The organism is Streptomyces sp. NPDC002574 (genome assembly GCF_042889545.1).
Lineage (GTDB): Bacteria > Actinomycetota > Actinomycetes > Streptomycetales > Streptomycetaceae > Actinacidiphila.
This window is the reverse complement of sequence record NZ_JBIARB010000016.1, coordinates 101,432-114,114: the sequence shown is the minus strand read 5'-3', so window position 1 is coordinate 114,114 and position 12,683 is coordinate 101,432. Positions and strand designations below refer to the sequence as shown.

The window sequence follows — 12,683 nt, the reverse complement described above, 5'->3', positions numbered from 1 at the left end:
CTCCAGATGGAGGCGGTGGAGTGCGGCGCCGCCTCCCTCGCCATGGTGCTCGGCCACTACGGGCGGCACGTCCCGCTGGAGGAGCTGCGGATCGCCTGCGGCGTCTCCCGCGACGGCTCCCGGGCCAGCAACCTGCTCAAGGCCGCCCGCGGGTACGGCCTGCGCGCCAAGGGCATGCAGATGGAGACCGCGGCACTGAGCGGGGTGCGCACGCCGGCCATCCTGTTCTGGGAGTTCAACCACTACGTCGTCTACGACGGCATGGGCCGCCGGCTCGGCCGGCGCGGCGTGCACGTCAACGACCCCGACAAGGGCCGCCGTTTCGTGTCCCTGGAGGACTTCGACACCAGTTTCACCGGCGTCGTCCTCACCTTCGAACCGGGCCTGGACTTCCAGCGCGGCGGGCGCAGGCCCGGTGTGCTGGCCGCGCTGCCCGCCCGGCTGCGCGGCACCGGCGGCACCCTGCTGACGGCGCTGCTGGCCAGCCTGCTGCTGGTCGGGGTGGGGGCGGCGCTGCCCGCGCTCAGCCGCACCTACATCGATCTGTTCCTCATCGGCGAGCAGACCTCCCTGCTCGGTGTGCTGTTCGCGGGCATGGGCACCATGGTGGCGCTCACCGCCGCGCTCACCGCGGTGCAGCAGTCCAACCTGCTGCGCGGGCGCATCATCTCCTCCACGCTGGGCAGCGCCCGCTTCCTGCGCCACCTGCTCCGGCTGCCGGTCGCCTTCTTCACCCAGCGCAGCCCCGCCGACCTGGTGCAGCGCCTGCAGTCCAACGACGCCGTCGCCGAGACCCTCGGCCGCGACCTGGCCTCCGCCGCGGTGGACGGGATCGTGGTCGTCCTCTACGCCGTGCTGCTGTGGACCTACGACCCCCAACTGACCGTCCTGGGCGTCGGGATCGCGCTGCTCAACGTCGTGGCCATGCGGGTCGTGGTGCGGCTGCGGGCCACCCGGACGCAGAAGTTGCGGGCCGACAACGCCCGGCTGACCAACACCGCCTACACCGGCCTGCAGTCGATCGAGACCATGAAGGCCACCGGCGGCGAGAACGGCTACTTCCGCCGCTGGGCGGGCCAGCACGCGGTCACGCTGGAGGAGCAGCAGCGGCTCGGCGTGCCGAGCGCCTGGCTGTCGGTGGTCGCGCCCACGCTCGCGACGCTCAACAGCGCGCTCATCCTGTGGATCGGCGGTCTGCGGGCGGTGGAGGGCCACATCTCCATCGGCCTGCTCGTCGCCTTCCAGGCGCTGGTCACCCGTTTCACCGCGCCCGTGACCCGGCTCAACGGCGTCGCGGGACGTATCCAGGACTTCGCCGCGGACGTCGCGCGGCTCAAGGACGTGGAGAACTTCCCCGTGGACGCGCTGTACTCACGGCCCGAGGCCGAGGCGGGCACCCGCCGGCTCAAGGGCCATGTGACGCTGGAGGGCATCACCTTCGGCTACAGCCCGCTCGACAAGCCGCTGCTGACCGGGTTCTCGCTCTCGGTCGCCCCCGGGCAGCAGGTGGCGCTGGTCGGCGGCTCCGGCAGCGGCAAGTCGACGGTCTCCCGGCTCATCTCGGGTCTGTACAGCCCCTGGGAGGGCGTGATCCGCATCGACGGGCAGCGCCTGGAGGACATCCCCCGCAGCGTGCTCGCCGCCTCCGTCTCCTTCGTCGACCAGGACGTCTTCCTCTTCGAGGGCACGGTGCGCGACAACGTGGCGCTGTGGGACCCGTCCATCCCGGACGAGGACGTGGTGACCGCGCTGCGCGACGCCGCCCTGTACGAGGTGATCGCCCGTCGACCCGGCGGCATCCACAGCCGTGTCGAGCAGGACGGCCGCAACTTCTCCGGCGGGCAGCGGCAACGACTGGAGATCGCGCGGGCGCTGGTGCGCCGTCCCAGCATCCTGGTGCTGGACGAGGTGACCAGCGCGCTGGACGCGACGACCGAGCAGCTCATCATCGACAACCTGCGGCGGCGCGGCTGTGCGTGCGTGGTGATCGCGCACCGGCTCAGCACCGTGCGCGACAGCGACGAGATCGTGGTGCTCGACCACGGCTCCGTGGTCGAGCGCGGGCGGCACGAGGACCTCGTCGCCGCGGGCGGCGCCTACGCGCACCTGGTCAAGGAGCACTGAAGTGATCCCCGTACAGCCCGCGGAGGCCACCGGCGACCCGGTGATCGCGGCCCTCGGCGGCCTCGGCACGCCCGTGGACTGCACGGGACTGCGCAGCCTGTCCCTGGAGGGACCGCACGTCCTGTGGCTGGTCGTGGCCGGCTCCTTCGACCTGTTCGCCGTCGACGCCGCCCAGCAGGGCCACTGGCACTTCCTCGGCCGGCTGGAGGCCGGCACCCTGCTGCTGGGCCCGGTCGAGGGCCCGCAGCACACGCTCGTCGGGCGGCCGCTGCAGTCCTGTGTCCTGCACCGCATCCCGCTGCGCGAACTGCACCGCCCGGGGTACGCCGGGGACTGGACGTACGACACCCAGGAGCAGAGCCTCAGCCTGCTGGAGCACGCGTTCGCGCTCGGTGTGGGCCGCAGTCAGCGCGTGCTGTACGAGGCCCCGCTGGACGGCCGCACCACCGCCGACGAGGCCGTGGCGGACGACGACATCCTGTGGCTGCCGGTCGCGCCCGGCAGTGTGCAGTACGGCGCCGCCTACAGCGCCGAGGCGGCCGGCGATCTTCTGCTCGACAGCGCGATGTGGCAGGGCATGGTCAACCAGCAGTACCGGCTGCTGTCCACCCTGGACCGCTGGATCGAGCGGCTCGAGCAGGCCCACGAGGACCGCACCGCCGCCGGCATCCGGGCCGGCGAGGCCGTCCGCCGTCAGGCCGACCAGGCGCTCCTGGCGTCCATCGCCAGCTCCCGCAAGGCGCCGTCGCGCGCGCCCGCGGCCTCGGACGACACGACGTACGCGGTCTGCCGGGTGGTCGCCCGCGCCGCCGGGATCGCACTCGCCTCCCCGTCCGCGAGCGGCGCGGTCAGCGACCGCGTCGACCCGGTGGAACGGGTCGCGGTCGGGTCCCGGGTCCGCACCCGCCCCGTGCGTCTCGACGGCCGCTGGTGGCGGGAGAACTCCGGCCCCCTGGTCGGCCACCGGGCCGCCTCGGGGATGCCGGTCGCACTGCTCTGGCGGCGGGGCGGCTACGACGCGGTCAATCCCGCGAGCGGCAGCCGCATCCGCGTCACGCCCGACAACGCCGAGGAGTTCGCCCCGCGGGCGGTGATGTTCTACCGGCCGCTGCCCGAACAGCCGCTGCGGCCCTGGAGGTTGCTCCGCTTCAGCATGCGCGGCACCGGCTCCGACCTCCGCGCGCTCGTCATCAGCGGGCTGATCACCGTGCTGCTCGGCGCGCTGGTGCCGATCGCCACCGGGCAGGTGCTCGGCCGTTACGTGCCCGGCGCGGAGACCGGGCTGATCGTGCAGGTCTCGTGCGCGATCATCGTCAGCAGCGTGGTCTCGGCGGCCTTCATGCTGCTGCAGAACCTCACGCTGCTGCGCGTCGAGGGCCGTATCGAGGCCACCTTGCAGCCCGCCGTCTGGGACCGGCTGCTGCGGCTGCCGACGTCCTTCTTCGCCGAGCGCTCCACCGGCGAACTGGCGAGCGCCGCGATGGGTGTCAGCGCCATCCGCCGTGTGCTCGCCGGCGTCGGCCCGGTCGCCGTGCAGTCCGGCACGGTCGGCGCGATGAACCTCGTCCTGCTGCTGGTCTACAGCGTTCCGCTGGCCCTGGTGGCGATCGGCATGCTGATCGTGATTGCCGCCGTCTTCCTCGGCCTCGGGCTGTGGCAGCTGCGCTGGCAGCGGCAGCTCGTGGAGCTCGGCAACAAGCTCAACAACCAGGCGTTCCAGACCCTGCGCGGGCTGCCCAAGCTGCGCGTCGCGGCCGCCGAGAGCTTCGCCTACGCCGCCTGGGCCCGCGAGTTCGCCCGCAGCCGCGACCTCCAGCAGCGCACCGGGCGGATCAAGAACCTCACGGGCGTGCTCAACGCGGTCTACCTCCCGCTGTGCTCGCTGCTGCTGTTCGTGCTGCTGGCGGGACCGGCCCGCGGCTCGCTGTCCGCGAGCGGTTTCCTCACCTTCAGCACCGCCGTGACGATGCTGCTCACCGCGGTCACCCAGCTCACCGGCGCGCTGGTCTCGGCGGCCGCCGCGCTGCCGATGTACGAGCACATCAAGCCGGTGCTCGACCAGGCCCCCGAGGTGCGCGGCGCCAGCACCCAGCCCGGGGAGCTGTCCGGGGCGATCGAGGCCCGCAAGCTCTCCTTCCGCTACTCCGAGGACGGCCCGCTGGTCCTGGACGACGTGTCCCTGGAGGTCGGGCCCGGCGAGTTCGTCGCCATCGTCGGCCCCAGCGGCTGCGGCAAGTCCACGCTGCTGCGCCTGCTGATCGGCTTCGACCGGCCCGCCGCGGGCAGCGTGCTGTACGACGGCCAGGACCTCGCGGCCCTCGACCAGGCCGCGGTCCGCCGGCAGTGCGGCGTCGTCCTGCAGAACGCCCAGCCGCTGACCGGCTCCATCCTGGACTGCATCTGCGGCACCGAGAGCTTCACGCAGGAGGAGGCGTGGGAGGCGGCCGCGATGGCCGGCCTCGCGGAGGACATCAAGCGGATGCCGATGGGACTGCACACCATGATCTCCGGCGGCGCCACGGTCTCCGGCGGGCAGCGGCAGCGCCTCATGATCGCCCAGGCACTCGTCCGCCGTCCGCGCATCCTCTTCTTCGACGAGGCCACCAGCGCGCTCGACAACGAGACCCAGCGCGTCGTCATCGAGAGCACGCGCGCCCTGCGCGCCAGCCGCGTCGTCATCGCGCACCGCCTGACCACGGTCATGGACGCCGACCGGGTCGTCGTCATGTCCGACGGCCGTGTCGTCGAGCAGGGCCGCCCCGCCGACCTCCTGGCGAACCCCGAGGGCCGGCTCCATGAACTGGTCCGTCGTCAGCTGGCGTGAACTCGTCACCTCTGCCTGACGGGGTGTCGAGCATGGTCGCCGGTGATCCACTGTGGGTGGGCGGGCCGGCGTTTCCAGAGGATGGGCACGTCCGGCCTCGCGTCGATTCCGCCACACCGCAACCCGGCTCCGCGTACACCGGCCACGCGGGCCCGGCAATGCCCTGTGCCCCCATGCCGCTACAAGATTTCGCAGAGGCGAGGCGATCAGGGACATTCCGGCGGCGCGAGGGTTGATGGACACCGCCCCGCAGAGGGCGGCCGCCCCTCGGTGATCGCACCCACCGGTCCGGCCGGTGGGCGAACCACCACCCCTGACTGCGAGGGAAGTTGCCGTCATGCGCCACAAGCGCACCGCCCGCCTGCTGGTGGGCCACCTGCTCGTCGAGCGCCATGCCGTCCGCCCGGTGCTGGGCCACCTGGTCGTCCCGCTGCTGATGTGCCTCGGCATGGGCCTGGCCTACCTCGGTGCCTTCCACGCGCCGCAGGCCCACGCCCACGACCTCAGGGTCGCCGTGGTCGGCACCTCGGAGCACAACCGGCTGCTGGCCCAGGCGATCAAGGACAGGGCCGGGGACGCGGTGGACGTCACCACGCTCCCCGACCGTGCCGCGGCGCGGCAGCACATCATGGACCGGGACCTGGTCGCCGCGTACGTACCCCGCTCCCAGCATCCCGAACTGCTGGTCGCCGCGGCCAACTCCAGTACCTCCGCCACCGCGGCCGAGGAGATCTTCACCACCGTGGCCGCCCAGCAGGACGCCCCGCTGAGGATCACCGACCTGTCCCGGCCCGCCGGCGGCGACCCCGGCAATCAGGGCCTGTTCTTCGTGCTGATCGCGCTGACCATCGGATCCAACGCCTGCGCCGTGGCCATCGGCACGGCCGGCGCCGCGCTCAGGATGTGGACCCGGCTCGCGATCGGCATCGCCGGCGCACTGGCGGTGAGCGTCATCGGGGCGGTGCTCGCCGGTCCGGCCTTCCATGTCGTCGACCACGACCTGCGGGGCGTGTGGGCCATGGCCTGGCTGTACGCGGCGGGCATCACCACCCTCGGCATCGGCCTGCACGCCTTCCTCAAGCGCCTCACCATGCCGGTCCTCATGGTGCTGTTCATCATGCTCAACTTCACCTCCTCCGGCGGCGTCCTCGAACCCGAGTTGCAGAACGGCTTCCTGGGCTCGCTGCACGCCTTCTGGAACGGAGCCGGCTTCGTCGAGGGCGCCCGCAGCCTGCTCTACTTCGGCTCGGCGGGCCTGGGGGCCCGGCTGCTCTCCCTGGTGCTCTGGCTGCTCGCGGGCCTCCTGCTCGTGGCCCGGGCCGCCGTCGCCGAGCGGCGCGGCCGCCCCGCCCCGGCACCTGTCCTCCCGGCCGGGGCGGAATCCGGGGACCCGACGTTCAGGACCGCCGCCGTGTGACCGGGATCGGCCGGGCCGGGCGATAGAGGCGGAGCACGACCAGGGAGGCCATCAGCCCGTCGCCACTGCGCGGGTCGAATTCGGTGAGTTCGTGCCACCGGCTGAGCCGGTATGCCAGCGAGTTCGGGTGCAGGTGCAGCGCGCGGGCCGCGGCGGCCACCGACAGACCGTGGTCGGCGAAGGCCACGACGGCCTCGGCCAGGTGCCCGTCCGTGCGTGCGGTGGCGACGGCCTTGGTGAACAACGGGGCGAGGCGGTCGGCCTGTTCGTCGAGGCTGGCGGCGAGCCAGGTGTCGGCGAAGCGTACGACCTCGCACCGCCCGCCCGCCTGGGACAGCGCCTGGGCGGCGTCCGTGATGCTGTCCGCCGCCCCTGCCAGGCCGGTCCGCGGGAGTCCGACACCGACCGCGCCGCCGGACTCCGGCGGCGCGGCCGCCGTGACGGCCGCGGTGACCGTGTCCTGGTCGTGCCGCTGCCCCAGGACCAGGAGCCGGGTGCCGACGGTCGCGCAGTGGAGTTCGCCGGGCAGGGCGGCCAGCCGGTGCCGCAGTTGCTCCGTACGGTCCTCCGGCCAGTCCTCGGCCGGCAGGCACAACGCCTGGAACGCGCCCTCCGGTTCGTAGCCGAGGGCCTGCGCCAGCGGCGCCGCGGCGTCCGCCTCGACGGGATCGGCGGTGAGCGCGGCGAACATCCGGTGGGCCAGCGTGGCCCGGGTGACCTGGGCCCGCCGGAGTTCCTCGCCGTAGGCGTCGGACGCGCTGCCCATGAGGATCCGGAACCAGGACCAGATGAGGGCGACCAGATACGTCAACTCGCCGACGTGTTCGGGTTCGTCGGCCGTGGCCTGCCGCAGGATCATGTTCCAGACCTCGCGGTAGTTGATGTGGTAGGCCCCCAGCAGCAGTTCGATGGACAGGCCCTGCTGGGCGCGTCGGCGGCCGAGTTCCCGGGCGTGCGCGATCTCCTCGTCCCGCGGGGCGCTCTGCTCGGCGATGCCGGTCAGCAGCATGCGGCCCTGGTCCAGCACGAACCGGCGGTGGTCCTCCTCGGGCACCAGGGCGTAGTCGGGGATCTCGGCGCGGATCCGCCGGACGATCTCCTGGCTGGTCACCGGCAGGTCCCCGGCGATGCGGGCGCAGATCCGGGCGACTGCCTGCCGGGCCGCGTCCGAGAGCGGCACCGGTAGATCAGGATTCGTCGATTCCACGAATCCGAGCCTAGCATTTTTGTCTTTTCGCCGTAGCTCGGCGCATTCCGTGGTGAAAAGCTCGAAACATCGGATGCACGCGAAGGCAGCGGCGCCTGCCGGAATCGAGGTTGGACGTGTCAGGCGACTTCACCGTTGGCGACTACCTGCTCACCAGGCTCGCCGAGCTCGGCATCCGGCACCTGTTCGGGGTACCGGGCGACTACACCATGGCGTTCCTCGACCACGTCGTCGCCCACGACCGGATCCGCTGGGTCGGCAACGCCAACGAGCTCAACGCCGCCTACGCGGCGGACGGATACGCCCGCGTCCGCGGGGCGGGCGCCCTGGTGACCACCTACGGGGTGGGCGAACTCAGCGCGATCAACGGCATCGCCGGTGCCTACGCCGAGTACGTGCCGGTGATCCACATCGTCGGCGGACCGTCCACGGCGGCGCGACAGTCCGGCGTCCTGCTGCACCACACCCTCGGTGACGGCGACGACCGGCATTTCCTGCGGGCGCACGCCGAGGTCACCGTGGCCCAGGCGTACCTGACCGCGGGCAACGCACTCGCCGAGATCGACCGGGTGCTGGTCACCAGTCGGCGCGAACGCCGCCCCGGCTACCTGCTGCTGCCCGCCGACGTGGCGGCGACCCCGGCCGAGCCGCCGGACCGGCCGCTGTCCGTGCCGGAGCCGGAGGCCTCGGCACGGGTGCTGGAGCGGTTCACCGACGCCGCGCGCACCGAACTGGCGGGGGCCGGCACAGTGGGGTTGCTCGCCGACTTCCTGGTCGACCGCTTCGGGGCCCAGGCCGAGGTGGCCGAACTGGTCGCCGCCGGGCAGATCCCGCACGCGACGCTGTCCATGGGCAAGGGCGTACTCGACGAGAGCGACCCGGACTTCGCCGGCACCTACTGCGGCCCCGCCAGTACGAAGCGGGTGCTCGCCGCCGTCGAACAGGCCGATCTGCTGCTGTCGGTGGGCGTACGGTTCGCCGACTCCACCACCGGGCCGGGGCACGGCACCGACCCGGGCCGGACCATCGACGTGCAGCCCTTCGCCACCCGCATCGGCGACCGGCTGTTCGCGCCCCTGCCGATGCGCGACGCGGTCCGTGCGCTGACCGCGCTGGTCGCCGGGTCCGGACGGTCGTGGGCACGCCCGGACCTTCCGCCGGCCCCGGACACCGACCGGACCGGCGACCCGGCCCGCGGCTCCACGGGCGGCCTGCGCCACGCCCAACTGTGGCCCATGGTCGAGGAGTTCCTGCGCCCCGACGACATCGTGCTCGCCGAGCTGGGCACCGCGCTGTTCGGCGCGCAGGCCATGCGGCTGCCGACCGGGACGACGTTCGTCGGTCAGCCGCTGTGGGCCTCCATCGGGTACACCCTCCCGGCGACCCTCGGCGCGCAGCTCGCAGCGCCCGGGCGGCGCGCGATCCTGCTCATCGGGGACGGCTCCGCGCTGGTGACCGCCCAGGAGATCGGCACCCTGCTGCGCGAGGGCTGCGCGCCGATCGTGCTCCTGGTCAACAACGGCCGCTACGCCATCGAGAACGCGCTGCACGGCGGGGAACGGTCGTACAACGACATTGCCCGGTGGAACTGGTCGTCGCTCCCGGCGGCCATGGGAGGGTCGGCGACCACGCTGCGCGCGAGCACCGCGGCCGAACTGCGGGCGGCACTGGGCCGCCTCGCCGATCCGGCGGGCCCGGTGCTGCTGGAGGCCGTGCTGCCCGCCTCCGACGTCCCGGACGTGCTGCGGGCCGCGACGGGGTCGCGCGCCGTCGTCGGCGGCCCCGACCCGGCGAGCTGACCTCGACGACACCCGCCCGGCAGTGCGGTTCGCGCCCTCTTGTCGCGTTCCTGATGCCTGACTTGCCAAACCCAAGTCAGCCCTGCCATGCTCTCCTCGACCTCAGGATGATTTACGTCATCCTAATTGGGTGTCACGTCGTCAGGGCGCCGAAGCAGGCGCTTCCACCCGTCACTTGTCGCACTGGAGAGTGTTGTGAATCTGCCCCCCGTTCCGCTGCCGCTCGCTCCCGGGGCTCATCTGTCCGCGCTGCGTGAGCAGGCGGCGGTGTTCGAGCCCGTGCTGCGCGGCGCCGACCCGGGCACACCGGTGCCCACCTGCGGTGACTGGACGCTGAGCGACCTGGGCGTCCACTTGGGTCAGGCGTCCCGTTTCGCGGCCGCGGTGGTGCGGACCGGGGACCTGCCCCGCGAGCAGTTCGCCCCGGCGGCCGGGGAACCGGTCGCCGACTGGTACGCCGAGGGCGCGGCCATCCTGCTGGCCGCCCTGAACGAGGCCGATCCCGCCGCACCGACGTGGGCGTTCGGCATCCAGGACGCCACGGCGGGGCTCTGGTTCCGCCGCGCGGCCCTGGACTCGACGGTGCACCTGGTCGACGCCCGACTCGCCACCGGGGCCGAGGTGCACGTCGACCCGCTGATCGCCGCCGACGGCGTGGACGAGGTGTTCTCCCTGATGGTCCCCAGGGTCTGGAACGGCAGCGCGCACCAGCCACTGCCCGCACCCGTGGCACTGCGCACCACCGACACCGCCCACGGCTGGCTCATCCAGCCCGCCGACATCCCCCGGGCCCGGCCACTGGACACCGCACCCGCCGCAACAGCGGCGGCAACGGTCGAGGCACCCGCCGCCGACCTGCTGCTCACCCTCTGGAAACGCCGGCCCACCCACCCCCAGTGGATCACCGGCGACCCCACCGCCGCCAACGCCCTCCTCACCGCCCCCCTCACTCTCTGACAGCCCGTCACTCTCCGCGGTCGGAGGCCGAGTCCGTCGTACCCCTGACGCGGGGCTCCCCGCGGCGCATCGAAGGCGCCTCGCCTCTTCCCTCGATCAGCCCACTCCCAGGAGGCTTCACCATGTCCGACATACTCCCGCCGCACTCCCGGCGGCGTTTTCTCTCCACCTCGGCCGCCGTGGTGACTGCCGCGACCGCCGGATCCCTCGGTCTGTTCCCCGCCCGGTCGGCCGCGGCCGCCGAGACGGGACCCGGCCGCGGAAAGCCGGTGGGCGCCGGCGCCACCGGCCCCGGCAGCGTCTCGCGGGCACCGCATCTCCCGCCGGGGTTCGCCAAGACCTTCAGCAGCCGGTTCGTCCACGCGAACGGACTGCGCCAGCACGTGGTGATCGGAGGCGACGGGCCGGCCCTGCTGCTGATCCACGGCTGGCCCGAGACCTGGTACGCCTGGCGCCTGCTGATGCCGGCGCTGGCCGAGAACTTCACGGTGATCGCCGTCGACCAGCGCGGCATCGGCCTGACCGACAAGCCCCGGGACGGCTACGACACCGGCACCATCGCGGGCGACCTGGCCGCCCTGATGGACGCGCTCGGCCACCAGCGGTTCGCCGTGGCCGGCCACGACACCGGAATGCCGATCGCCTACGCCCTGGCCGCGGACCACCCGGGCCGCGTCGAGCGCCTGGTCGTCGCCGAGGCCCCCCTGCCGGGCATCAGCACCTCGCCGCCGCTGTTCGGCCCCGAGTGGCTCAACAACAGGGTGTGGCACATCGGGTTCAACCGGCTCGCCGAGATCAACGAACTGCTCGTCAGGGGACGGGAGGACATCTTCTTCGGCTTCGAGTTCGACATCAACGCCGCGAAGAAACTGCCCGATTACGCCGTCGGGCACTACGTCCGCACCCTTGCCTCCGGCCGCGACGCACTGCGCGGCAGCTTCGGCTTCTACCGCGCGTTCGACACGACGCTGGCGCAGAACGTGGAACGCCAGAAGGCCGGCCTGCTGACCATGCCCGTCCTGGCGGTCGGCGGAGCGCTGAGCATCGCCGACGGGGCCGGGGTCACCATGAAGGCCGCCGCCCACGACGTGCAGACCCTGGTCATCCCCGACTGCGGCCACTGGGTCGCCGAAGAGGCGCCCGAGGACATGCTGGCGGCACTCACCTCATTCCTGGCGCCGTACCGCGACCGAGCCTGAGGCACCCGGCCGCACGCCGCCGCGTCGGCCGGTGTCACCGACGCCGGCCGACCCGGCGGCCCCCTCCCCCCGCACACGAAGGAGAACTACCGTGACACGACCCGAGGTTCCTGCCGAGGCGCGGGACTACGAGCGCATGATGGGCATGGTCACCGGGTACTGGGTGACCCAGATCGTCCGCGCCGCAGCGATGTTCCACCTCGCGGGTCATTTGGAGGCGGGGACGAACACCCCCGAGGAGATCGCCGAGGCGGAGTCCACCGACCCCGACGCCACGCGTCGTCTCCTGCGGACCTGCGCCTCGCTCGGTCTCATGACCTCGGACGACGGCGTGCACTACACCGGCACGTCGTTGCTCCGCACCCTGCACAAGGATGCCCCCAACTCGCTGCACCACTTCGCGGTCTCGCAGTCGGCGCCGGGCCACTGGCTGCCGTGGGGCCGGTTCCCCGAGGCCGTCCGCACCGGTGACCACCAGGTGCGGGCCGCGCACGGCGACGCGACCGTCTTCGACTACTTCGCGGGCCACCATGAGGAGGCGTCCTTCTTCACCGAGTCGATGACCAACCTGTCGGTCGCGGCGGCCGCCGATGTCGCGGCCGTTCTCGACACCAGGGGTGTCGGGCTCGCCCTGGACCTCGGGGGCGCGAGCGGGCATGTCGTCCGGGCGATGATGAAGGCCGACCCGGAACTGCGCGGGGGCGTCCTCGACCTGCCGCACGTGGTTCCCGCGGCCGCCGAGGCCGCCCGCGCCGAAGGACTCGCTGAGCGTTTCACCGTCGTCGGCGGCGACTTCTTCGAGGAGGTGCCGGCGGCGGACCTCTACGTGCTGAAGTACATCCTCCACGACTGGGACGACGACAGTTGTGTGCGCATCCTGAAGAACTGCCGGGCCTCGCTGGTGGACGGCGGCCGCGTCGTCGTGGTGGACCACCTCGTCGGCGGGACCGGGGAGCCCGGGCTCGCCCCCCTGATGGACATGAACATGCTGGGCATGACCGGTGGGCGGGAGCGGGAGATGAGCGAGTTCGACGCGCTGTTCACGGCAGCCGGGCTGCGCCGCGTCAAGGTGAGCACGGCGGGCGCCTTCGCCGTCATCGAGGCGGTTCCGGCGGTCTGACGCAGGGACGCCCCGGTCCGGTTTGCACCGCGCATC

8 protein-coding genes are annotated in these 12,683 nt (G+C 72.6%); 7 read left to right on the top strand and 1 reads right to left on the bottom strand.

Annotated elements, in window-relative coordinates; all coding sequences use genetic code 11:
* Window positions 1–6: 6 nt before the first annotated feature.
* From ACFYXS_RS33125 to ACFYXS_RS33115, 3 genes are all read left to right on the top strand, one after another.
* Window positions 7–2,124 (top strand): NHLP family bacteriocin export ABC transporter peptidase/permease/ATPase subunit, encoded by a 2,118-nt coding sequence (locus tag ACFYXS_RS33125; RefSeq protein ID WP_389255080.1) that lies wholly within the window; start codon window positions 7–9, stop codon window positions 2,122–2,124.
* Between the two features lies 1 nt (window position 2,125).
* Entirely contained in the window at window positions 2,126–4,948 is a 2,823-nt protein-coding gene (locus tag ACFYXS_RS33120; RefSeq protein WP_389254965.1) for an NHLP bacteriocin export ABC transporter permease/ATPase subunit, read from the top strand.
* 337 nt (window positions 4,949–5,285) lie between these two features.
* Window positions 5,286–6,365 carry a hypothetical protein gene (locus ACFYXS_RS33115; protein ID WP_389254963.1) on the top strand — a complete coding sequence of 360 codons (1,080 nt, stop codon included), beginning with the start codon at window positions 5,286–5,288 and terminating at the stop codon, window positions 6,363–6,365.
* Here the strand turns inward: ACFYXS_RS33115 and ACFYXS_RS33110 are convergent.
* Window positions 6,346–7,572 (bottom strand): PucR family transcriptional regulator, encoded by a 1,227-nt coding sequence (locus ACFYXS_RS33110; RefSeq protein WP_389254961.1) that lies wholly within the window; start codon window positions 7,570–7,572, stop codon window positions 6,346–6,348. The genes ACFYXS_RS33115 and ACFYXS_RS33110 overlap by 20 nt on opposite strands.
* A gap of 116 nt (window positions 7,573–7,688) precedes the next feature.
* Between ACFYXS_RS33110 and ACFYXS_RS33105 the strand changes: the two genes are divergently transcribed.
* The 4 genes from ACFYXS_RS33105 (at window position 7,689) to ACFYXS_RS33090 (ending at window position 12,647) form a co-directional block, all read left to right on the top strand.
* Window positions 7,689–9,371: an alpha-keto acid decarboxylase family protein gene (locus ACFYXS_RS33105; protein ID WP_389254959.1), complete on the top strand. Its 1,683-nt coding sequence runs from the start codon at window positions 7,689–7,691 to the stop codon at window positions 9,369–9,371.
* A gap of 195 nt (window positions 9,372–9,566) precedes the next feature.
* The gene (locus tag ACFYXS_RS33100) at window positions 9,567–10,328 is read left to right on the top strand and encodes a maleylpyruvate isomerase family mycothiol-dependent enzyme (protein WP_389254957.1); all 762 of its coding nucleotides are present in this window, start codon (window positions 9,567–9,569) and stop codon (window positions 10,326–10,328) included.
* 122 nt (window positions 10,329–10,450) lie between these two features.
* Window positions 10,451–11,527: an alpha/beta fold hydrolase gene (locus ACFYXS_RS33095; RefSeq protein WP_389254955.1), complete on the top strand. Its 1,077-nt coding sequence runs from the start codon at window positions 10,451–10,453 to the stop codon at window positions 11,525–11,527.
* Window positions 11,528–11,618: 91 nt separating this feature from the next.
* Entirely contained in the window at window positions 11,619–12,647 is a 1,029-nt protein-coding gene (locus ACFYXS_RS33090; protein WP_389254953.1) for a methyltransferase, read from the top strand.
* Window positions 12,648–12,683: the final 36 nt, after the last annotated feature.